20 protein-coding genes are annotated in these 22832 nt (G+C 61.4%); 13 read left to right on the forward strand and 7 right to left on the reverse strand.

The annotated features are described in order from the left end of the window. Positions 1 to 2: 2 nt before the first annotated feature. Entirely contained in the window at positions 3 to 1244 is a 1242-nt protein-coding gene (locus HAV21_RS01930) for an FAD-dependent oxidoreductase (protein ID WP_142938539.1), read from the reverse strand. A gap of 178 nt (positions 1245 to 1422) precedes the next feature. Between HAV21_RS01930 and mnmA the strand changes: the two genes are divergently transcribed. The 7 genes from mnmA to HAV21_RS01965 all read left to right on the forward strand — a co-directional run bounded on the left by mnmA (position 1423) and on the right by HAV21_RS01965 (position 9831). Beyond that, positions 1423 to 2544 carry a tRNA 2-thiouridine(34) synthase MnmA gene (mnmA, locus tag HAV21_RS01935; protein ID WP_243753114.1) on the forward strand — a complete coding sequence of 374 codons (1122 nt, stop codon included), beginning with the start codon at positions 1423 to 1425 and terminating at the stop codon, positions 2542 to 2544. Between the two features lie 168 nt (positions 2545 to 2712). Continuing rightward, positions 2713 to 4341, forward strand: a complete 1629-nt coding sequence (locus HAV21_RS01940) for an ABC transporter substrate-binding protein (protein ID WP_166840115.1) — start codon at positions 2713 to 2715, stop codon at positions 4339 to 4341. 129 nt (positions 4342 to 4470) lie between these two features. Continuing rightward, the gene (locus HAV21_RS01945; protein ID WP_142938542.1) at positions 4471 to 5562 is read left to right on the forward strand and encodes an ABC transporter permease; all 1092 of its coding nucleotides are present in this window, start codon (positions 4471 to 4473) and stop codon (positions 5560 to 5562) included. Between the two features lie 2 nt (positions 5563 to 5564). After that, positions 5565 to 6578, forward strand: a complete 1014-nt coding sequence (locus HAV21_RS01950) for an ABC transporter permease (RefSeq protein WP_142938543.1) — start codon at positions 5565 to 5567, stop codon at positions 6576 to 6578. After that, entirely contained in the window at positions 6575 to 8281 is a 1707-nt protein-coding gene (locus tag HAV21_RS01955; protein ID WP_142938544.1) for an ABC transporter ATP-binding protein, read from the forward strand. The genes HAV21_RS01950 and HAV21_RS01955 overlap by 4 nt, the downstream gene beginning before the upstream one ends. 122 nt (positions 8282 to 8403) lie before the next feature. Then, complete coding sequence (locus HAV21_RS01960) at positions 8404 to 8793, forward strand: chorismate mutase (RefSeq protein WP_142938545.1); 390 nt, start codon at positions 8404 to 8406, stop codon at positions 8791 to 8793. Positions 8794 to 8796: 3 nt separating this feature from the next. Next, entirely contained in the window at positions 8797 to 9831 is a 1035-nt protein-coding gene (locus HAV21_RS01965) for a hypothetical protein (protein ID WP_142938546.1), read from the forward strand. Positions 9832 to 9842: 11 nt separating this feature from the next. Here the strand turns inward: HAV21_RS01965 and HAV21_RS01970 are convergent, their stop codons facing one another. The 6 genes from HAV21_RS01970 to HAV21_RS22105 are packed head-to-tail and all read right to left on the reverse strand — an operon-like array spanning position 9843 to position 15847. Beyond that, complete coding sequence (locus HAV21_RS01970; protein WP_166840117.1) at positions 9843 to 10556, reverse strand: DUF4166 domain-containing protein; 714 nt, start codon at positions 10554 to 10556, stop codon at positions 9843 to 9845. A 54-nt stretch (positions 10557 to 10610) separates the two neighbouring features. Further along, positions 10611 to 11903 (reverse strand): DUF58 domain-containing protein, encoded by a 1293-nt coding sequence (locus HAV21_RS01975; RefSeq protein ID WP_142938548.1) that lies wholly within the window; start codon positions 11901 to 11903, stop codon positions 10611 to 10613. Between the two features lie 32 nt (positions 11904 to 11935). Next, positions 11936 to 13009 (reverse strand): MoxR family ATPase, encoded by a 1074-nt coding sequence (locus HAV21_RS01980; protein ID WP_243753083.1) that lies wholly within the window; start codon positions 13007 to 13009, stop codon positions 11936 to 11938. Then, a complete protein-coding gene (locus HAV21_RS01985; RefSeq protein ID WP_166840119.1) occupies positions 13006 to 14199 on the reverse strand; it encodes a DUF4350 domain-containing protein in 1194 nt (397 codons plus the stop codon). Before HAV21_RS01985 ends, HAV21_RS01980 begins: the two co-directional genes overlap by 4 nt. After that, positions 14196 to 14885 (reverse strand): DUF4129 domain-containing protein, encoded by a 690-nt coding sequence (locus tag HAV21_RS01990; RefSeq protein ID WP_142938550.1) that lies wholly within the window; start codon positions 14883 to 14885, stop codon positions 14196 to 14198. The genes HAV21_RS01985 and HAV21_RS01990 overlap by 4 nt, the downstream gene beginning before the upstream one ends. Continuing rightward, positions 14882 to 15847: a hypothetical protein gene (locus HAV21_RS22105; RefSeq protein WP_243753084.1), complete on the reverse strand. Its 966-nt coding sequence runs from the start codon at positions 15845 to 15847 to the stop codon at positions 14882 to 14884. Before HAV21_RS22105 ends, HAV21_RS01990 begins: the two co-directional genes overlap by 4 nt. Positions 15848 to 15994: 147 nt before the next feature. On the opposite strand from HAV21_RS22105, the gene HAV21_RS22110 reads away from it, so the two are divergent. The 6 genes from HAV21_RS22110 to raiA all read left to right on the forward strand — a co-directional run bounded on the left by HAV21_RS22110 (position 15995) and on the right by raiA (position 22803). Beyond that, positions 15995 to 16264 carry a hypothetical protein gene (locus HAV21_RS22110; RefSeq protein WP_243753085.1) on the forward strand — a complete coding sequence of 90 codons (270 nt, stop codon included), beginning with the start codon at positions 15995 to 15997 and terminating at the stop codon, positions 16262 to 16264. A gap of 226 nt (positions 16265 to 16490) precedes the next feature. Next, positions 16491 to 17165 (forward strand): MtrAB system response regulator MtrA, encoded by a 675-nt coding sequence (mtrA, locus tag HAV21_RS02000; RefSeq protein WP_090818324.1) that lies wholly within the window; start codon positions 16491 to 16493, stop codon positions 17163 to 17165. Next, positions 17137 to 19125 carry an MtrAB system histidine kinase MtrB gene (gene mtrB / locus HAV21_RS02005; protein ID WP_166840123.1) on the forward strand — a complete coding sequence of 663 codons (1989 nt, stop codon included), beginning with the start codon at positions 17137 to 17139 and terminating at the stop codon, positions 19123 to 19125. The genes mtrA and mtrB overlap by 29 nt, the downstream gene beginning before the upstream one ends. Continuing rightward, the gene (locus tag HAV21_RS02010) at positions 19122 to 20840 is read left to right on the forward strand and encodes an LpqB family beta-propeller domain-containing protein (protein ID WP_166840125.1); all 1719 of its coding nucleotides are present in this window, start codon (positions 19122 to 19124) and stop codon (positions 20838 to 20840) included. The genes mtrB and HAV21_RS02010 overlap by 4 nt, the downstream gene beginning before the upstream one ends. Positions 20841 to 20924: 84 nt before the next feature. Further along, complete coding sequence (locus HAV21_RS02015; RefSeq protein WP_166840127.1) at positions 20925 to 21932, forward strand: phosphoribosyltransferase family protein; 1008 nt, start codon at positions 20925 to 20927, stop codon at positions 21930 to 21932. Between the two features lie 142 nt (positions 21933 to 22074). After that, positions 22075 to 22803 carry a ribosome-associated translation inhibitor RaiA gene (gene raiA, locus HAV21_RS02020; RefSeq protein WP_142938555.1) on the forward strand — a complete coding sequence of 243 codons (729 nt, stop codon included), beginning with the start codon at positions 22075 to 22077 and terminating at the stop codon, positions 22801 to 22803. Positions 22804 to 22832 lie beyond the last annotated feature (29 nt).

The raw sequence follows: 22832 nt of genomic DNA on the forward strand, positions 1-22832 counted from the left end.
TCTTACGGCTCATCGGGCAGCAGTTCGTCCAGTGGCACCCCGAGATCCGTCAGTTTGTTGACGTTCACAGGGGTGCGGGTTGAAATCAAGGCCTTGATGGGCTTCTGAACCCGGCGCTGGTTGACGCTCATTCCGGCAACTACCACCCCCTCCCTCAACCAAAAAGCGATGAAGCTGCCGTCATCAAGCGAGCCGCGGATCATCGGTGTGATTCCGGAGGTCAAGGAGGGAAACCCCGAGTACTCCATGCTGACGGTGAACTGGTCCGTATAGAAGTACGGCACCACGTCCAGTTGGGCATCCCGGCCCATCATGGACTTTGCAGCCACCTTGCCGCCGTTGAGCGCGTTGGCCCAATGTTCGCTGCGATGGTGCTCGGCGGTAAATGGGTGGAGTGCGTTGGCTACATCTCCTGCAGCCAGCACATCCGGTGCACTGGACCTCAGCCCGGTATCCACCAGTATTCCATTGCGGATGGCAAGCCCTGCGGCTTCGCCGAGTGCGGTGTCAGGTACCACGCCGACGGCAACGATCACCACATCGGCGGGCAGCGTTTCGCCGGTATTGGTGCGGACCGCCGTCGCCCTGCCGTCCTGTCCTTCAATTCCGGCAGCGCTTGCCGGAAGGCGGAACGTCACGCCCTGATCTTCGTGGAGCCGATGAAAGAATCCACCAAGTTCAGGTCCGATGGCGGCACTCAGCGGTATGTCTTCCAGCCCCAGCAGTGTGACGTCGTTGCCATATGTGCGGGCTGCTGCCGCCAGTTCCATGCCGATCCACCCGGAGCCGATCATGACCACCTTCTTGCCTCCGTCCTTAAGGAGGTTCTGAAGCTGCACACTGTCATCGAAGGTTCGGAAGGTCATTACCCCGTCAAGGTCCGCACCTGGAAGCGGAATGGTTCGAGGCCGGGCGCCCGTGGCGAGGAGCAGCTTGGAGTAGTGAAGGCTTCGGCCGTCGGCCAGTGCCACAGCGTGCCCCCGGGGGTCGATCCGGCTGGCGAGGCTTTCGAGAAGAAGCTCGACGCCGTTTTCCCCGTACCATTTATCCGGCACCACCAGAGCAGCATCTGCCTCAGCTTTGCCAAGGAGGAATTCCTTGGAAAGGGGAGGGCGTATATAAGGTGGTCGGTTCTCTGCGGCCACCAAGGTTACGGGCCCTTCATAGCCTTCGGCGCGGAGGGTTTTGGCTGCGGTGGCGCCGGCAAGCCCGCCGCCGACGATAACTATGTGTTCGTGTGCCATGTCAGCTCGATTCTAAAACCAATTATTTTGACTTTAGAAGCACGGGTGGGGTCAGTCAAGGGTTTTAGGGTAGGCGTGGCACGGCAGGCTAGAATAGATGGGCACGCCGGCTGTTCCCAGCCGGATCAGTTGCTCCAACTCCCACAGACAGAAAGCCAGCATGCGAGTACTTGCAGCAATGAGCGGCGGAGTTGACTCCGCTGTGGCCGCAGCCCGGGCAGTCGAGGCCGGACACGACGTCGTCGGGGTCCACCTTGCGTTGTCGCGGATGCCCGGCACCCTGCGCACAGGAAGCCGGGGTTGTTGCACCATCGAGGATTCCCGCGATGCCTGGCGTGCTTGCGATGTCCTTGGAATTCCCTACTACGTGTGGGACTTCTCGGAGCGCTTCAAGGAAGACGTTGTCCAGGACTTCATTGACGAGTACGCCGCTGGCAGGACACCGAACCCGTGTATGCGGTGCAACGAGCGGATCAAGTTCGCAGCACTTCTGGAGAAGGCCATCGCCCTTGGCTTCGATGCTGTGTGCACCGGACATTACGCCAAGGTCATCGAAGACGCTGACGGTAACCGGGAACTCCACCGCGCCGCCGATTGGGCCAAGGACCAGAGCTATGTTCTGGGCGTCCTGACCCACGAGCAACTGAAGCACTCCATGTTCCCGCTGGCGGACACTCCCTCCAAGGCCGAGGTACGTGCCGAGGCAGAACGCCGGGGCTTGTCCGTGGCCAACAAGCCCGACAGCCACGACATCTGCTTTATCTCCGACGGCGACACCCGCGGCTGGCTGGCCGAGAAAATTGACATGACCACCGGGGACATCGTTGACGAAACCGGTGCCAAGGTTGGTGAACATCCAGGTGCCAACGCCTTCACGGTGGGGCAGCGACGAGGCCTGAAGCTGGGTACGCCCGCGGCAGATGGCAAGCCTCGGTTCGTCCTGGAGATCCGTCCCAAGGAAAACAAGGTGGTTGTGGGGCCGGAAGCCCTGCTGGCGATCGACGAGATTCGCGGCATCAAGGTTTCGTGGGCCGGGTTGCCCATTTCCGAGGTAGCAAGCGGCGCCGAGTTCGATTGCCATGCCCAAGTGAGGGCTCATGGCGATCCCGTTCCGGCGAGAGCCCGGGTGGAAGCCGTCGCTGATGATTCAGGCGTTGAGCGCGCCCAGCTGGTTGTTACGTTGACGGATCCGTTGCGCGGCGTTGCCCCGGGGCAGACCGTCGTTCTTTATCAGGGTAGTCGTGTCCTGGGACAGGCAACCATAGATGCCGCCCGTTCCCTTCAGCGGGAAGTCCTATAGTCCGGGCGTTCAGAGCAAAAGCTACTGGAAAGTAAATTTTGTGTCTCAAATCACAAAATGAGGGGTTCGCGGCCTGCGAAGTCTGGTTGAATCGTGGAATCAAGAGTGCGCGCCGTCACAAATATCTGACGGCGGCGCGCCGAATCCATCGAACAGAAGGTTCACCAGATGGCACTGAACAAGAAGGCCCTGCACGGCGCTATCGCGCTGGCGGGCATCTCCGCGCTCGCCCTGACGGCATGCACGGGACCCTCCGGCGGCGGCTCATCTTCCGCTCCGGCCGCCGCAGGCCCCATCGCCTACGGCACCACTGACAAAGTCACGTCTTTGGACCCCGCAGGATCCTATGACAACGGTTCATTTATGGTGATGAACCAGGTCTACTCATTCCTGCTCAATTCCAAGCCCGGCGGCGCGGAACCCGTTCCGGACCTCGCCGAATCGTCGTCTTTCACGGCGCCGTCGGAATACACCGTGAAGCTCAAGTCCGGGCTCAAATGGGCCAACGGGCACACTCTGGATTCCAAGGACGTAAAGCACTCCTTCGATCGGCAGGTGGCCATCAATGACCCCGCCGGACCAGCCTCGCTCCTGACCAATATCGACAGCGTGAGCACGCCAGACGCCACCACGGTGGTGTTCAAATTGAAGAACGCCAACGACCAGACATTCAGCCAGATCCTCAGCAGCCCGGCCGCGCCGATCGTGGACGATGAAGTCTTCCCGGCCGACAAGATCCTTTCCGACGACGAGATCATCAAGGCGAACGCGTTCTACGGCCAGTACACGATTGACAGCTACAAGAAAAACGAATTGGTCAGCTTCAAATCGTTCGCGGACTACAACGGTGTTCTTGGCAAGCCGGCCAACGACGCTGCCACCATCAAGTACTACGCCAGCCCCACCAACCTGAAGCTGGAAATCCAACAGGGCGCCATTGACGTTGCCTTCCGCAGCCTCAGCGCGACTGACATCGACGATCTCCGCAAGGACTCCAAGGTCAAGGTCCTCACTGGCCCGGGCGGCGAAATCCGCTACATCACGTTCAACTTCGACACTATGCCGTACGGAACCAAAGCGACCGGGGCGGACCCCGCCAAGGCCCTGGCCGTACGCCAGGCGATCGCCAACCTGGTGGACCGGCAGGCAATTGCAGACCAGGTGTACAAGGGCACCTACCTGCCGCTGTACTCCAACGTCCCCAGCGGATTCCTCGGCGCCAACGAATCCTTCAAGGACGCCTATGGCGATGACGGAAAGCCAAGCCTGGATAAGGCCAAGAAAGTCCTGACGGACGCCGGCATCAACGAACCCGTTGCCCTGAACCTGCAGTACAACCCGGACCACTACGGTGGATCCTCCGGAGACGAATACGCCATGGTCAAGGAGCAGCTGGAAAAGTCCGGGCTCTTCACTGTGAACCTGCAGTCCACCGAATGGGTCACCTACAGCAAGGCCAGCCGTGCTGACGAATACCCGTTGTTCCAGTTTGGTTGGTTCCCGGACTTCAGCGATGCCGATAACTACCTCACCCCGTTCTTCCCCGAGGGCGGCTTCCTGAAGAACCACTACAACAACGCCACGGTCAACGAACTCATCGGCAAGCAGCTCACCGAAGCGGACAAGACCAAGCGTGAGGCAGCCATCAAGGAAGTCCAGAACGCCCTCGCCAAGGACATCTCCACACTGCCCCTGCTTCAGGGTGCGCAGGTGGCGGTCGTCGGAAGCGGCGTCAACGGAGTCGACAAGACCCTGGATCCGTCCTTCAAGTTCCGTCTGGGCGTAATTTCCAAGTAACCGCACCTTTGTGAAGAGAAGGGAGGCGGGACACTGATCCGGTGTTCCGCCTCCTTTGCTGACCACCAACGTGGCCGGCACGCATCAGACAGTCCCGCGTAATCCACGGGCAAGAAATGCAGGTAGCACATGACAACACTTATTGAGGTTCCCGAGGCTGAACCCGGCATCGTCGCTCCCAAGAGCAAGTCCAAAGCCGGGGGAGGGCTGGGCAGATACATCGTGATCAGGTTCTTCCTGATCATTCCCACCGTTTTCATCCTGGTAACACTGGTCTTCTTCCTGATGCGGGTCATCGGCGATCCCATCACCGCATCACAAGGCGGACGGCTTCCCCCGGACGTCCTGGCCCAACGCATCCATGATGCCGGGTACGACCGTCCGGTCCTGGTTCAGTACTTCGAGTACCTTGGCCAGCTGATCACCGGGAACTTCGGAACCACCATCACTGACCGGCGTCCTGTAGTTGAGGTGATGACCACCTTCGGCGCAGCCACCCTTGAACTCTCCATCAACGCGCTGATCGTGGCGCTCGCAGTCGGTATCCCTTTCGGGCTGATTGCCGCCCAACACCGGGACAAGACTCCCGATGCCCTGCTGAGGTTCTTCGCCATCCTTTGCTACGCCACTCCGGTCTTCTTCTCAGGGCTGCTCCTCAAGCTGACGTTTTCCGTATGGCTCGGATGGTTCCCGGTAGCAGGCCGCGCCTCCACCCGTACCGAACTAACCATGAGCGCTTTGGCTGCTCCATCCGGTATCTACTGGCTCGACGCGCTGCGAAGCGGAAACTTCACCGCCCTCGGTGACATAGCGTCCCACGCAGTTCTTCCGGCAGTCGCCCTTGGCCTACTCACCGCAGGTGTGTTCCTTCGCCTGGTCCGCACCAACGTCATCGGAACATTGGGAAAGGACTACATTGAGGCAGGGCGCTCCAGAGGCGTCAGCGAGTTCCGCCTGGTGACCAAGCACGCCTACAAACCCGCGCTGATTCCCATCATTACCGTCATGGGCCTGCAAATTGCCCTGATGCTGGGCGGCGCGATCCTCACCGAAACCACCTTTGAGTGGAAAGGCCTTGGCTACCAGCTGGTGCAGTACTTGAATGCCCGCGACTTCGTGGCCGTCCAAGGGATCGTGGTGCTGCTGGCCATCATCGTGGCCGTCACCAACTTCATCGTGGACATCATTGCCGCGCTCATCGACCCCCGAGTGAGGTACTGACCATGAGCACCCCTCAATTGACCCGGGCCAAGCAGCCCTTGTTCTCACGGCTTCCCGTGATCAGCCACCTGAAGAAGAGCGTAGGCCTCCAGCGAGGCATGCTGGTGGTGGGTGTTGTCCTCAGCGGAGTATTCCTTCTCACCAGCATCTTCGCCCCGCTCCTTGCTCCCTATGGCTACTCCCAACTCAGCGATGCCTCCGGCTCGTTTCCCACCCAGGAAGCCCCTGGCGGCAAACACCTGCTGGGAACGACCGTTGGTGGCTACGACGTCCTGTCTCGAGTGATTTGGGGTTCCCAAACGGCAGTGACAGTCATCATTGTGTCCGTGGCAATGTCCTTGTTCCTCGGCGTGGTGCTGGGGCTTCTCAGCGGATACTTCGGCGGATGGCTGGACAGAATTTTGGTCGTCGTTGCGGACGCCATCTACGCATTCCCAACACTGCTCCTGGCGATTGTGATCTCAATTGTGATCAGCCGCGGCCAGTCCAGCTTCTGGGGCGGCATCTTCTCCTGTGCTTTCTCCATCACTGTGGTCTTTGTGCCGCAGTACTTCCGGGTGATCCGTGCAGAGACCATCCGGCTCAAGGCCGAGCCTTTCGTGGAGTCGGCCAAGGTCCTCGGGGCGTCCAGTGTGCGAATCATCGGGCGGCACATCTTCAAGAACGCCACCCGAACCTTGCCGCTCATGTTCACCCTCAACGCCTCCGAAGCGATCCTGACACTGGCCGGTTTGGGATTCCTTGGCTTCGGGATCGAACCCACGTCCGCGGCCGAATGGGGTTTCGACCTCAACAAAGCCTTGGCTGACACCTCCTCCGGTATTTGGTGGACAGGCGTCTTCCCCGGCATCGCGATCGTCCTCACCGTCCTGGGGCTGACCCTGGTGGGCGAGAGCATCAACGACCTCAACGACCCCAGGATCCGTGGCCGCAAACGCGCGGGTCGAACACCAGTACCCGGTACACCGGCAGGACCGGAATCGTCGGTAAACCCGGCAGAGGCAGGAAAGTCATGACCACCAACCTTGGAAACCTCTCAGACGGGACAGGCACGGAACAGCCGGTACTTACCATTGATCGGCTCCAAGTCACCTTCGCCACTGACGGCGGCGACGTTCATGCCGTCAAAGACGTAAGCCTGAACGTTGGAGCCGGAGAAGTAGTTGCCATTGTGGGCGAATCGGGTTCCGGTAAAACCGTGACGGCCAAGACCATCCTCGGCCTGCTTCCGGAAACAGCCATCAGCTCAGGCGCCGTGGTGATCAACGGCAACAACGTCATCAGCGTCAGCAAATCCACCCTCCGCACAATCCGCGGCCGCGATGTGGCCATGGTGTTCCAGGAGCCCTCCACAGCCCTCAACCCGGTCTTCACCGTGGGCTGGCAGATTGCCGAAGGCATCAGGGCGCATTCCACTGACGGACGGCGCATCTCCGCCAAGGAAGCCAAGGAACGGGCAACCGAGGCACTTCGCAAGGTTGGCATCCCGGACCCCGAAACGCGGGTCAACTACTATCCTCACCAGTTCTCCGGCGGACAGAAACAACGCGTGGTCATAGCCGCGGCGTTGGCACTCAATCCCGGACTGATCGTGGCCGATGAGCCCACCACGGCCCTGGATGTGACAGTCCAGGCCGAAATCCTCCAGCTCCTGCGCGATTTGAGGGACAACTACGGCACCTCGATCGTGCTCATTACCCATAACATGGGCGTCGTGGCAGATCTGGCCGACCGTGTAGTGGTGATGTACCAGGGCGACGTTGTGGAGGAGGCCCCGGCCAAGGTCCTGTTTGCTGAACCCCGGCAGGAGTACACCAGGAAACTGCTGGCCGCTGTGCCGCACCTCGGACGGAACTCCGCCTCCGAGGGTGCCCGAGGCCGGCTCCACCAAGATGGCAAAATCCTGGTGGAGGCAAAGAACCTCACCATCGAATACCCCGGCCGTTTCGGCAGGCACGGATTCAAGGCCGTGAACGATGTCAGCTTTACGGTGTCCGAAAACGAGGTCTTCGGGTTGGTGGGTGAATCCGGTTCCGGAAAGTCAACCATTGGACGAGCGATAGCCGGCCTGACCCGGACCACAGGGGGAAGCCTGAAGGTCCTTGGGTACGAGATGTTGGACTTCAAGGAGCGTTCCTTCCGACCCCTCCGCAAGGAAATCGGCTTCGTGTTCCAGGATCCGGCGGCGTCCTTCAACCCGCACCTCACCATTGGCGAATGCGTCGCCGAACCGCTGCTGATCCACACCCGGCCGGGCGCCGCTGAGGCGAGGAAAAAGGTAGGTGAGCTGCTCGAATCAGTCCAGTTGCCGGCGTCGTACGCCGAACGCTACCCGCACGAGCTCTCGGGCGGGCAGCGGCAGCGCGCATCCCTGGCGAGATCCCTGGCGCTTAATCCGCGCCTGTTGATCGCCGACGAACCCACATCCGCCCTTGACGTCTCGGTGCAGGCCAAAGTCTTGGACCTGTTCAAAGACATCCAGGAGCAGTACGGTTTCGCGGCTCTCTTCATCAGCCACGACCTCGCAGTGGTGGACATGCTGTCCCACTGGGTTGGCGTGTTGTATAAGGGCCGGCTGGTGGAGCAGGGGATCGGCAACCAAGTGATGGGCTCACCGCAACACGACTACACCAAGCGGCTCATCGCGTCCCTGCCGGTACCGGACCCGGATGAACAAGCACGACGGCGGGATGCCCACCGATCGCTGCTGGGTGGCTAAACCGTTCGAAAGGACGTTGGTAAGAAGCGAAGGCACGCCCCCTCATCTGCGGAGGGCGTGCCTTCGCCATCACGTCAGGTAACACCCACGGCGGTACAACCTCACACCATAGACTGGGGTGCATGACCGAGCAGAACAACGCCCTTCCCCATGACGCCGATTCCTTCAACCCGGCAGCGAGCTCCTTGGCCGGCCACGTGGACCGTGCCGTCATGGATGAGCTGCTGTCCATCCGGTCCAGCATCGACAACATTGACGCAACACTTGTTTTCCTGCTCGCTGAACGCTTCAAGGCCACCCAAAAAGTTGGCATCCTGAAGGCCACACACAAGCTTCCCGCCGGAGATCCGGGCCGCGAATCCGCCCAGATCGCCCGCTTGCGCAGGCTCGCCGAGGATGCGCACCTCGATCCAGCCTTCGCAGAGAAATTCCTCAACTTCATCATCAGTGAAGTGATCCGCCATCACGAGGCCATCGCCGAGGATCACCAGATCTCCAGCCAGCAGGCCTAACCCGTGACAGAAGTGGAAAGCGTACGCGCCAGCGCCACCGCGCTAGGGCCGTGGCCCGGCACCGATCCCGCGGAAGCCAACCGGATCATCAGGGGCGAGTTGGGAGACCCCCATCTTCCGTTCCTGCCCGAACTGCCGGAGCGAGGGGTGGGATCGGACGCCGTTGGGCGGACAGGTTCCCTGCTGATTGACCTCGCACTCGACGTCCAACCCCACGGCTGGCGTTTGGTGGACAGGCCCGGTAAAGATGCCCGTCGCGCCAGCTCGGCACTATTGACCGACATCAACATTTTGGCCGACGTCGCCGGCGCCGAGGATGTTTCAGCAACGGAGTTCAAGATCCAGGTGCTGGGACCCATGAGTCTCGCGGCCAATCTTCACCTGCACAGTGGCGAACGGGCACTCTTGGACTACGGCGCTCGGAGGGACATTGCTGAATCCTTGGCCGCAGGCGTGGGAGAGCACCTCAGCCGCATTGCCGCCGGTGTCCCGGGCGCCCGGTTGGTGGTCCAGATAGACGAACCGGACATTGCCTCCGTCATGGCAGGGACCATTCCAACAGCCAGTGGCTACCGCACGTTGAGGTCCATCTCCGGTGAGGAAGTCACAGGTGCCTGGAAGCTGGTGATCGACGCCCTGAAATCTGCTGGCGTCATGGAGACAGTGGTCTCCATACCGGAAATTGAAGCGCCCATCGACAGGGTACTCGCCGCCGGTGCTGATGGCGTCGCAGTTCCCCTGAAGGCCCTGACGTCACGCCAGTGGGAACAGCTGGCCGCAGCCGTGGAGGACGGTAAGCGTGTGTGGGCAGGGGCGCTTTCCACCAGCGATCCCCGGGCGCAACTACCGCGTACGGCCGAGGTAGTTGAAAGCATCTGGAAACCGTGGCGCCAGCTGGGCCTTCCTGCATCCGGCTTGGCGGGACTGCGCGTCACACCCTCCACTGGACTGGCAGACTTCACTCCTTCAACGGCCAAAGACGTTCTGACGAAACTGACACAAGTGGCTGACGGACTGGACCAGCTGGCTCAGGGCTGACCTCAGGGAAGTCAGATTCTCATTTCCCAGCGGTCTGGTTCGGCATAGCGGGGGAGGGAGTTACCGGGGGCCATTCCTGGCAAGTACGGTGCCAGGCGGTAGTCGAAGCGTCCTGCATAGACAAGAACCAGACCGATCTGTGGCTGGATGACCTTGACCTGAATGCGGTGCTTGCCCTCGTCGTTGTCCCACCATTGTTCGGCATACGCTCGTGCGTCGAGGGCTGCCGGCAGCGGAATGCGCAGGGGGCCCAGGAAGAGCCTGCTCGCCTGGGACACACCACGGAGGCGGCCTTGGGAGGTGACGCTGACATCCAGGTCCGTGACCAGTCGGCGGTAACGGCCTACATGGTCCACCAAGCGGGCGTTTCGATCCCCATGGCCAGGCAGGATGGCGCTGGTCGTATCGTGGAAGAGCCGTGTTCCGGACGGGAAGTAGATCTCCCGGCGCGCTGTTAGTGCCGGGCGTCCGAAAGGATCCACATGGGCGTGGTTTTCGATCCGGAACGGAATTCCCTCGCCGTACTCTGGAAAGAAGGCTTCCTCGCCTCCTGTCAATGCGAGGAGCGGCCGCAACCATTTCTGCCGGCACCCCACCACGTCAAAGACGCCTTCGCCTATTCCATAGAAACCCGATCCGGCCGCCAACGAGAAATACTTTTGGAGTTCCGGGGTGAGCCGGGCGAAATCCTCGCCCAGCGCCAGCTGGTAGATGGGGCTATTCATGGCAGTCCTTCCTTGAACACAACATCGGAGCCGTACTTAGGCTGGAGCTTTGCTTTAGAGCCGGCCGGCTGCTTTGAGGCGAATATACGTATCAGCGAGCAGTGGAGGAACATCGTGGGGTTCGGCATCCACCACCTCGGCTCCAAGCTGCCGGAGCTGAGCCATCACCGCTGAGCGTTCCAAGAGCGCGCGTTCGGCCGCCGCTGCCCGGAAAACCTGACTCGCCGTAGTCCTCTCTTTCTTCATGGCAGAAAGCAAGGGATCCCGGACGGATGCCACCACCACAACGTGCTGGCGTGCCAGTTGGGCAACGGTAGGCAGGAGGCCCTCTTCCGGGGCGCCGCCGTCAAGCGCCGTCAACAGCACCACCATGGAGCGATGCGCCGAGACGGCACGCACTTGAGCAGGAACCTGCTGCCAATCGAGCTCGATCAGTTCAGCCTCCAAGGGAGCCATGGCTTGAACGAGCTGACCCAGCAAATTTCCTTTCGACGCCGACTCAACCCGTGCGCGGAGCCTCCGGTCGTAGGCGAGGAAATCCACACGGTCGCCTCCGCGCTCGGCCAGCACGGCGAGCAGCAGAGCGGCCTCAATTCCAGTATCGAGCCGCGGTTCATCTTCGATTCTTGCTGCCGCCGTCCGGGAAGTATCAAGAACAATCACCACGCGCCTGTCGCGCTCGGGGCGCCACGTCCGCACCACCACCGATGTGCGGCGTGCGGTAGCGCGCCAGTCGATGGACCGGACGTCGTCACCGCGGACGTAGTCACGCAACGAGTCGAATTCGGTACCTGCCCCGCGGATCTGCACGGCGGCCCTGCCGTCCAGTTCCCGGAGCTTCCGGAGTTTGGATGGGAGATGACGTTTCGAGTGGAACGGCGGGAGGACCCGCAACTGGCCAGGCAGGACGCGTGTGCGCTGCCTCGCCGCCATTCCCAGGGGACCCATGGAGCGGATGGTCACATGGGGGCTTGTAAGGTCGCCGCGTCGCCGAGGGACCAAGGTCACTGTCATGCGCCGGCGCTCACCAGCCGGGACCACAAGGGATTGCGCAGAGTTCACGGCCCCCGCTGAGGGCTGCCAGGTATCTCTGACTTCCGCCCGCAATGTGCGCCGGGTGGGGTTGGTGATGGTCACTACAGAGTCAGCTTTGCCCTCGAGCGTCACGTTTCCAGGGAGGACGCGTTCCAGGGCAAGCTGAGCGGGCGACGCCGCCAGCACCAGATCCAACACCAGCACAAGAACCAGCCCCGCGCCAACCAACAGGACAGTGCTCCACGCGGGAAAAGCCACCAACGGCACCAGACCCAGCAGAGAAAGCAACACAAAACGACCCGTTATGGCCACTCAAGCCCCCTCGGCCAACGTCGCCCCGGCGATCATCGCGGTACCGGGACGGAGGCGAGAATACTGCCCAAGACATCGTCCACCACAATGCCGTCCATCTGGGCTTCCGGCCGCAGACCTACCCTGTGCCTCAGGCACGGCAAGGACAACGCTTTGACGTCGTCCGGGGTGACGAAGGACCTGCCGGACAACCACGCCCACGCTTTTGAGGTTTTGAGCAGCGCGGTTGCCCCGCGCGGCGAAACGCCGAGTTGGAATGAGGGCGCAGACCTTGTGGCGCGAACAACGTCAACGATGTACGCGAGGATCTCCGGAGCCACAGCCACGTGCGCAACGGCTGCTTGGGCGTTGGAAAGCTCGACGGCGCCAGCCACCGGGCGCACGCCGGCTGCGGAAAGGTTGCGGGGATCAAACCCGCTGGCATGGCGGCGGATGACTTCAATCTCCTCAGCCCGGCCGGGCAGCGGCATGGTCAACTTGAGGAGGAAACGGTCCAGCTGCGCCTCCGGCAGGGGATAGGTTCCCTCGTACTCCACAGGGTTCTGGGTGGCCGCAACAATGAACGGACTTGGCAGTGGACGCGATACGCCGTCCACGGAAACCTGGCGCTCTTCCATTGCCTCCAGGAGTGAAGCCTGGGTCTTCGGCGGGGTTCGGTTGATCTCGTCGGCCAGCATGATGTTGGTGAACACCGGGCCTTCACGGAAAGTGAACTCGGACGTGTGGGAGTCATAGACCAAAGAGCCCGTGACGTCACCGGGCATGAGGTCCGGAGTGAACTGAACACGCTTGGTGTCCAAGCTCAGAGCGGTGGACAAAGCCCTGACCAAAAGGGTCTTGGCCACGCCGGGAACACCCTCGAGGAGGACATGTCCGTCACATAGCAGGGCGATCAGCATGCCGGTAACCGTGGAGTCCTGACCGACTACAGCTTTGCCCACTTCGGCTCTGACATTGAGCAACGACTGCCGTGCCGGATCCTCAAGGGGGTGCCTCTGCCCGTTTTCTGAAGGCGGCGCCTCGTGCTGCGACGCCTCGTTCTGCAGGGCTTCCTGCTGGGGCGTTGTATCCGCGTAGTGGCTGTTGCTGTCCGTGTGGCTGCTCATCTGGCGATCGCTTCCTGTTCGATTCGTTCAATCTGTTGTGCCCACTGCACCAGCTGTCCTTCACTTTCGGGCATGAAGTCGATCAGGACGGACCGCACTTCCGTGGCCGGCAGCTTCACATGGCGGGCTGTTGTATCCAGAATTGCTTCGGTGGTGGCGTCAGCTCCAAGGTTGAAGTGCCGGGCCAGCCGTGACAGGGTTCCTGCCCTCAAATTCCGGGCGGCCCGCTCCACAGCACGTGAGTCCTGGTACAGGCGAGCACGCCCTTCTGCTGTTTCGGCGGCCTTGACCACCACGGGCAGTGGCTCGAAAACCAAAGGGCCCATGCGCCGGCCCCGCCATACGATGGCCAGCAGGGCTACGAAGCCCAGCCAGGGGCCGGTGAAGGCAAGCCATCGCGGCGCGAGCTCGTTGAGCGTGGGGCTTGAATTTGACGCAGGGATATCTCCGATCCCGGGGAGGTACCACACGAGGTCCGCGTTGTTGCCCAGCGTTCGGAGGGCGAGGGCCGCATTTCCCTCCAGCGCAACGTGTTGATTGTCCAAGAGCTCCCTGCTGCCCAAAACAATGACCCTGCCATCGGCTGATTCCGCGTACAACCCGGGTCCGCTCCCTCGCGGGGCGTAGCAAACTACGGGTCCTGAAAAGACGGATCCTTGCGCCGATACGCGGCCCGCTGCCAAGGCATCGTCCTGCTCGCAACCCGGTTCAATGACCTGTACGGCTTCCGGAACCACGCCGCCAGGGCGGATACCTTCAGCCAGGCCATTGAGCGTCCTGAGGCGTGGAGTCACCACCACTACACGGTCTGCTGCTGCTGTGATGTCCTCAAGCTGGGACCGATCAAGGAAGCCCTGTGCGTCAAAGAGGAATACCGTGGCGTCATCTTTGTTTGATAGCGCCTCCAACGTGTCCTCGAACGTCTCGGTCGGAGTGACGGACACGCCGTGGCGCCCCAGGATCTCGGCTACCGCCATTCCGCCGTCCGGTGCCGGGTTCCGCGCTGACAAGCGCCGGGAGTCGGTGGCGCCTGCAACGCTGTCAATAGCCAGGAAAATTACCAAACCAGCAAGCAAGGCCCCCAAGGCAATCCACACGAGGTGTTTTTGGAACCAGGCTTTGAACCTCCCGCCGGCCGGGAAACCTGGGGTAGTGATTTCCTCCTGGCCCACATGTTCGTTCGTGGTCATCGGGGAACCGCGAATCCAGCGTTGGCCTGTCCTGCGAAGTCAGGCTTCAGCGCAAGAAGTTCAGCATCCAGCTGGCGGACTGACTCGTAGTCCGCGCGTGTTGCCGGGTGGTCGCCATACCGCACGGCATCGAAAACACCGGCAGCGGCGATCAGCTTGGCTTGTGCCGCACCAAAAACCCCGCCCAATTGAGCGGCGGCTTCGTCTGCGGTCCTGCCGGCTCGAGCATCAATGATGTCCCGTTCTTCCGCGGAGCGGACAAGAGCACGGAACTGATCGACGACGGCGGCCGGCCAGTTGCCGCCGTCGGCTGCTGTCGCCGCCCGTGCACGGTAGCCCTCTGCGTCGACTGTGCGGTCGTTTCCATAGAGGTCTTCCGCCTCTTTAGCCCTCCGGGCGTTCAACCTCGGCCTCACGAAGAAGATGGCGGCGATGATGAGCACCAAAGCCAGAACCACCATCAACGGAACAGCGATGTTGGGCCCGGCACCGGATCCACCATCCAAGGATGAAAGCCAATCCATGAAATCCCGCCACATCTGTTCAAGCCAGCCGGGCGTCGCGTCCGGGTACCGGGGGTTAGATAGCTCCTCAACGGCCCAGCGTCGCGCTTCGTCCCGGTCCGGGATCACAGGCGGTTCCATCAATGCCCATGACGAAAATACATCGATCGCGGCTGCCCTCATGCCTGAGGTTGCTGCCCTGGGGGAGCGGACGGAAACTGTCCCTCGCTCGGTGGCCAGGCGGTGTTAGCGGGCGCATTGGATGGTCCGCCGGGGATCCCTTCAGGATCGGAACCCGTTTCCATCAGCCGCATCAATTCAACATCCAGACCGTCCCGCCGCATGCGTAGGTCCATGTAGATCAGGCTGGAAACGGACGCTTGAAAGGCGAACGTTACAGACCCCACCAGTGCCCCGATCGCCGTGGAAATCACGGTCGTCAGAACCAGCGTGGAGGTCATCGACTCCGCGTCGGGGTGGGGGGCCACTACTCCACCGATGGCGGCGGAGACCAAGGACACGGGAATTTGGACAATTTGGGCGATGATTCCCACCATGATGGCTACCACCAGCGTGATGCCGAAAATGCGCCACCAGTTGTTCCTGGTCAACTTCCACGACCTGAGAAGTCCGTCGTAAACTCCGGTCCGCTCCACCACTATCACTGCAGGGGCCAGCATCAACTTCAGGCCGATCCACACAAAGGCCACCACTGCACCCAGCCCCAGAGGCAGGACGATCAGCAGCGCGGCAGGTCCCATGGCGGTGAACAGCAAGATCGCAATCCCGATCACCGCGGCAACGGCGAGAAGGCCGCCCAGCGTCAGCAGCGCAGCAACGCCCAGCAGAGGAATTATCCGGGGGCCCGCCAGTTTCCACATCTGCTTGAATCCTGTCCGCCGGTTGAGCACCGAACGGGAGACGGGCACCACCAGGACACCTTGGAGGACGGATCCCAGGAACCCAATCAGCACCGAAACCCCTAGGGTGCCGGCCATGAACGCGAAGAACGGACCCATCGCGTCGGCAAACTCCGCTTCCGAACTGACGGATTCAAAGGTCGTGGACAACTGGACCATGCCCACCGTGACAATGCCGATCAGGACTGCCCCGAGGACTTGCACGATCAGCGCGGAGCCAAACATGGAAGCGGCATTGCGGCGGATCGTCTGGAACGAGCCATCAAGGATCTCGCCGAATTGCAGCGGACGCAGGGGGATGATTCCGGGCTTGGGAGGCGCGACATAAAAGGGTTGCCCGTAGGGTGGACCTGGAGGCCAGCCGCCAGGAGGTTGACCTGGACGATATTGCCCGCCAGCCTGCGGCGCAGCCCAAGCCTGGGGGCCGCCCCACTGTGGTTGGCCGCCCCACTGCGGCTGATTGCCGCCTTGTGGTTGGCTGCCCCACGGTGGCTGATTGCCGTTTTGTGGTTGGCTGCCCCACGGTGGCTGATTGCCGTTTTGTGGTTGGCCGCCCCACGGTGGCTGATTGCCGCCTTGTGGTTGGTTACCCCACGCGGGCTGACCACCCGGCGGTGGATTCTGGCCGTGCTCTGGCTGTGACACGATTTCCTCCCCATAAGATCCGGCCCGCCGACTCCCGACGTCCCCCACACGGACCTTCGCACCCAGCCTATAGTCCCGCCGTCGTCCCTCATAGCCTGCCGCCCGCGCGGCCATCACGGAGCGTGGTGAATAACAGTGCAGTACGGTGGAAGTGCCCCGGGGGCGCCATGCCGTGCGCTGCGCCCAACGGGACAAAGACTTGGCGATAAGGGAATATATAACTATGAAGGCACGCATTCTGGTAGTTGACGACGACGAAGCACTCGCAGAGATGATTGGCATCGTCCTGCGCAATGATGGCTTCGAGCCGGTGTTCTGCGCAGACGGCGGCCAGGCCTTGGAGATCTTCCGCTCCTCGAAGCCGGACCTGGTGCTCCTGGACCTGATGCTCCCGGGCTCGGACGGGATCGAGGTATGCCGCCAAATCCGCGGCGAGTCGGACGTTCCCATCGTCATGCTCACCGCAAAATCTGATACTTCGGATGTGGTTCGTGGCCTTGAATCCGGCGCCGATGACTACGTGCCCAAGCCCTTCAAGCCCGCTGAGCTTGTAGCGCGGGTTCGTGCGCGGTTGCGGCCCGGGGACCAGAAGGCCCCCGAAACCCTGCGCATTGCCGATGTCACTATTGACGTTGCAGGTCACTTGGTGACCCGGGGCGGAGAGCGGATCTCGCTGACTCCCCTTGAATTTGATCTCCTGGTTGCGTTGGCCCGCAAGCCGTGGCAGGTGTTTACACGTGAACTTCTGCTTGAGCAGGTGTGGGGATACCGCCACGCCGCCGACACGCGGCTGGTCAATGTCCACGTCCAACGGCTGCGCTCCAAGATTGAACGTGATCCCGAAGCGCCCGAGGTCGTTTTGACGGTGCGTGGTGTCGGATATAAAGCAGGTTCCTGAGTCGCCGGTCGGAAAGACCGGCGCGGAGGGCGAGAACCCGGGGGCCAAGGATCCCGGCGCGGCCGGAGTCGAGCATGTGACCCCGGCACAGTCAGAGTCCCCGGAAACTTCCCCTGAGCCAGTGGGCGCCACCCACGAGCGGCCCGCCAGGAACACCAAGAGTCTTTCCTGGCTCCTGTCCCGGGCACGGATCTGGACACGCCGCGGCCTGATTCTCGTCCTTCGGATTACGCGCCTTGTGTCTCTTGGCATGAGGCAAATCAGGCCAGGACTGCGCTTCGTCTGGCGTTCACTGTTGCGGCGTTGGCGCCGGTCCTTGGAGTTCCGCACGGTCCTCACCACATTGCTTCTGGCAGTGACGTCATTCGCCATTGTGGGCGCATACCTGTCCAACCAAATCGCCAACAACCTGTTCCAGGAACGGCTGGCCCAGGCGGAATCCGAGTCACGGTTCAACGTCAAACAAGTACAGGACACGTTCGACGGCGCGCAGGTCACCGACCAGTCAAGCGTGATCACCCTGGTCTATGACACGTTGACTGCCGTGGAAGGCCGCGGCTCGGTTATACAGCGTAGATACGTTTTTGAAGCCGCCCCGGAACAAACAAAACCCCGTAACCGGTGGGTCGAGTCACGTGCTTCGGACCAACTAACGGTCCGCGTCATTCCCCCCGAGCTGCGCAAGGCCGTGCAAAGCGGTGGCAAGCAGCAATTTTGGGCCTCCACACAGTTCCCGGTGGGAAACGAGGACAGACCCGGTATTGCCGTGGGGAACCTTGTCACATTCAACGGAACAGCCTACGAGCTATATCTGATCTACGACCTCAACACAGCCCAACAGACACTGGACGAGATCCAGAACGTCCTGTGGGCGGGTGGTGCGGCACTTGTCATCATGATTGGTGCCATCGCCTGGTACGTGACCCGTAACGTCGTCAGCCCGGTAAGCCATGCTGCCGTGGTGTCGGAAAAGCTTGCTGCCGGCCAGTTGCAGGAACGCATGGTGGTCAAGGGGGAAGACGAGGTCGCGAGATTGGGCGCGTCCTTCAATCACATGGCCGCAAGCCTCCAGGAACAGATCACCCAATTGGCCACCCTGTCGCAGATGCAACAGCGCTTTGTGTCCGATGTATCCCATGAACTGCGTACCCCACTGACCACCGTGCGCATGGCGGCCGAGGTTCTGTTCGATGCCCGCGAAGATTTTGATCCCATGAACAAGAGGTCGGCAGAGTTGCTCTACCACCAGGTTGAGCGCTTTCAGTCCTTGCTGTCGGATCTGCTGGAGATTTCGCGGTTTGACGCTGGAGCCGCCGTCCTTGATGCAGAACCGCAGGACATCTTCCAAGTGATCTCGCACGTCATGGAGGGTGCGGCACCGGTTGCTGCGGAGTACGGCTCCGAAGTGCGACTGAACGCCCGCCAGAAGAGCATCATCGTGGAGATGGATTCGCGCAGGATCGACCGGATTCTCCGTAACTTGTTGCTCAACGCCCTGGAACACGGCGAGGGAAAGCCAATCCACATCTCCGTTGCGGCCAACCATGATGCTGTAGCGGTGTCAGTAAGGGACCACGGTATTGGGATGACCCAGGCTGAGGCTGCCAGGGTTTTCGACCGGTTCTGGCGGGCAGATCCTGCACGGGCCCGGACCACCGGTGGAAGCGGACTGGGCCTCTCCATCGCTGCCGAGGACACCAAGCTCCATAACGGCTGGCTCCAGGCATGGGGGCGAAAGGGCGCCGGTTCCAACTTCCGGTTGACACTTCCGTTGCGGCAAGGCGGCACCATTGTGAAGTCTCCCCTTCAGTTGGAGCCTGCGGACATTAAATTTCCCGGGTCGCCAAGCGAACGGCAGATGCTTGTACTGGCCCCGGAATCCGGCAACACTCCGGCGCAACCCCAAGCCGCCGGGGGAGATCCCGGTCCCGGCGAGGGCAGAACAGGGGAGATCTCATGAGTGCGGGAAGGTCACAACGCGGCAGGGCAGTGGTCGCATTGTTTGCCGTGCTGATGATTCTGCTGGCTTCCTGCGCCCAAATTCCCCGCTCCGGGCCTGTTGGCAAGAGTAAGGACGAGGGCGCCGGCAATCCCAACGCCCCGGTCTTTTTCCCTGCCGCTCCGCGTGCAGGTTCCAGCCCGGAGACCGTGATCGAGGATTTCTACATGGCAGGTAGCGGTTATGAGGATGACTACCCCGTGGCACGCCAGTTCCTGACGCAGGCGCAGTCGGTGACGTGGAAACCGGACAAACGCGCCTTGGTGTTTCGCGAGCAACGGGTAGTCAAGGCAGCGGGGGAGAACGAATACCTTTACGAGCTCGACGTTGCCTATTCAGTGGATGCTGACGGCGTTGCAACGCAGTTCCCTCCCGGAACCAAGGAAACCATCCCCTTGACGCTCGAGCAGGTGGAGGGCGAATGGCGTATTTCCAAGGTGCCCGATGGCACCGCCATCCCCGAAGAGACGTTCAAAGTGATTTACGGGGCCAACCCCATCTACTTCTATGACCCGACGTTTACCTACGCGGTGCCGGACTATCGATGGTTCATCAAGAAGAACACCGTAAAGTCCATGACCAGCGCGTTGCTTGCCGGGCCGGCCCCTTACCTGCGAGGGGCCGTGGTCAGCGCCTTCCCATCGGGGATGAAGCTCGCACGGGAATCTGTGCCGGTTGTTTCCGGCGCAGCTCAGGTGGACCTCTCAGCCAAGGAACTCTTTGACGCCTCCGCCGAGGACCGGCAGAGGATGCAAAATCAGTTGGCACTGACGTTCCGTAGTCAGCCCGATGTCATTAACGTTCAGCTCCGTGCCGACCAGGACCTGGTGCGTGTTGAAGACAACGGGACAGTTCTGCCCCCGGTGCTGGACAAGAGTGTTCCTGCCCGCCAGATCGCAGTGAACAATGGCGATCTGGTGCGCTACGAGAACAACAGGGTCACTCCGCTGCCGGACATACAGTCGGTTGCCGGGCTTGGTCCCCACTCGCCCGCTGAGTCGCCGGTCTCCCAGACCGCTGCTTTCCTCAACGGCGACAAGACGACGCTTTACTCCATCGAACCAGGGCAGGCAGCGCGACAGCTAACCACCAGAAGCACTCTTACCGGACCCTCCTTCAGTCCGAACGATTGGGTCTGGACAGCGGGGCCCGGTGCAACCGGTGCCGCCGAAGTTGTGGCTTACAAACCCACAGGGATAGCTCCAGGTGCCGCGATTCCCAGTGTCACCATGACGCCGGCCTGGCTCACGGGACGAACAGTCAAGGATTTCAGGGTTTCCCGCGAGGGAACCAGGGCCTTGGTCATTTCCGAGGCAAACGGTAAATCCGCCGTGCAGATCACGGGTATCGTCCGCAACCCGGACGGTGTTCCCAAGGACCTCACGCTTCCCATCACACTGCTCAGTAATAGTGCTGCCGATCAAGGCGCCTGGGTCAACGGGTCCACGGTGGCGGTGATGTCCGGCTCGGCTACTTCAACAGTGGTTCCGGAACTCCTGTCGCTGGCATCCGGTGAACCGCAGCAGTTGGCCCCTTGGGATGGCCTGACCAGCCTCAGCGTCGGAAACGGCGCCGAGCAAATTTACGGACAGTCGGCTGCAGGGATCTTCCAACGCGTCGGAAATGGCTGGGAGCTCCAGCTCAAGGGACCTACCGAACCAGCCTTCCCGGGCTGAGCGCCCGGTGCCAGTTTCCCTCCTTTATCCACATAGCTCCCCTCGTGCCCTCTTCAAGGCGAACATCACGTGCAAACTGCCAGAATGACGTTCTCCTCCCTTGGTCCATGGTTCCGTAACAAGTACCTCCGCCGTATCGATCCCGACCTCGGTGTTCCTGAAACTGCCGGGGCGCGGCGTCGTGGCCCTTTTCGAGGAAGAACGGGCCGGATCATCGCCGCCCTGCATGGCACTGTGGTTGACCTGCTGGCAGTGCTCATCCCTGTGGACTGCGTCTGCTGTGAGACGGAAGATGCGGTGCTTTGCAGCAGTTGCGCAAGAAGAATCCGTCAGCTGTGCAGGCAGCCATTTCGGGCCGAACTTGAGTCACCCGCTTTGATTGACATCAATGGAACAGCGAAGATCGGGGTGGTGGCGGCCGGGCCGTATCGGGATGAGCTCGCCCGTTGCCTCCTATCGTTCAAGAGCTACGGCCAATGGCGCCTTGCCTCTGTTCTGGCTCCCTGTTTGGCCAAAGCCGTGGATGCTGCCATCGGGGGCCGCTCCGGCTACTGCCTGGTGCCCGTTCCCAGTAGTGGTAAGGCGTTCCGGAGGCGAGGATTCAGCCCGGTACACCTTCTGCTCTTTTTCCTCCGAATCCGCCGAATGCTGCTCCATTGCCCCATTCTTGACGTGCTGGAGAAGTCGGGGGAGTGGAGCGTATTTGTGGCGGGCCCCGACGCTGTCCGGCAGAGAGCGGCCCGCCTTGGTGACGAAGTTCTGGGACGTGCTTCCGGTGGATATGGAGGCGGAGGTCAAAAGGGGCTCGGAAGAGGTGAGCGCGCCCGCCGGGTCCGAGGATCCATGAGAGTACGGCGGGGACAAGCGGACAAGCTCAAAGGCCGCAAATGCATACTTGTTGACGATGTCCTGACCACTGGTGCCACACTCGCTGAGGCGGCAAGGGCGGTCACGGCTGCCGGTGGCCTAATATCAGGCGCTGTTGTACTCGCAGCCACGAGGCCACCAGCCTACGCTTCCGCAGCGGCCATGGACCACCCCGGTTCGGTCCTTAAGACTCAATCAAAAAATAAGTGGCTAAAGGATGAATAACCGGTGGCGATGAACTAACGTCGGTTGTGGGTACCAAGAAAAGATGTACCTGTCGATAGCGGCTCGGAAAGGGGCTCGACTGTCCGTCAGACAAGCCCCCAACAGCGCCGTTGTCGTGTCACCTGAGTTATTGGAGGGCACCATGGAGTTCATGATCAGCGGACGAAATCTGACAGTTTCTGACCGCTTTCGCGAATATGCCGGCGAAAAAATCTCAAAGATTGAATCGCTGGGGGATAAGGTCCAGCGGGTTGACGCAAAGGTTTCCAAGGAAACCAACCCCAGGCAGACGCCTGGCGAGCTCACCGTAGAAGTCACCGTCCTGGGCCGGGGCCCCGTTATCCGTGCCGAGGCCACAGCCGCCGACAAGTTCGCTGCCTTCGACCTGGCGTACAACAAGCTGCTTGAGCGGCTTCGTCGTGCGAAGGACCGTAAGAAGGTGCACCACGGCCGCCACACACCCAAGGCTGTGCGCGAAGCCACGGCCACACTTGAACCAGCCAGTACGAGTGAGCCGCTTTACGTCGAGGCAAGCAATCATCATGAGTCCGCACCGGCGGTAGATGAGCGGTCTCCTTACGACATCGAGAACGACATTCCGGCAGGCGACTCACCTGTCCTGATCCGCCGGAAAGTATTTCCCGCAGCATCGCTGACCCTCGATGATGCTGTGGACAACATGGAGCTTGTTGGACACAACTTCTACTTGTTCCTGGACAAGGAAACGAACGCGCCGTCGGTTGTGTATCGGCGCAGTGGCTGGACCTATGGCGTGATCACCCTCGACTCCAACTGCGAGCCCGGCGAGGAAGCCGTGGAAGAGAAGATCCACGCCTACCGCTCCGATGATCAGGCCGCCACAGCCAAGTAAAGCCTCATCTTAGGTACGAAGGGACTTCA

This window comes from Paenarthrobacter sp. MSM-2-10-13 (assembly GCF_011605365.1).
Taxonomy (GTDB): domain Bacteria; phylum Actinomycetota; class Actinomycetes; order Actinomycetales; family Micrococcaceae; genus Arthrobacter.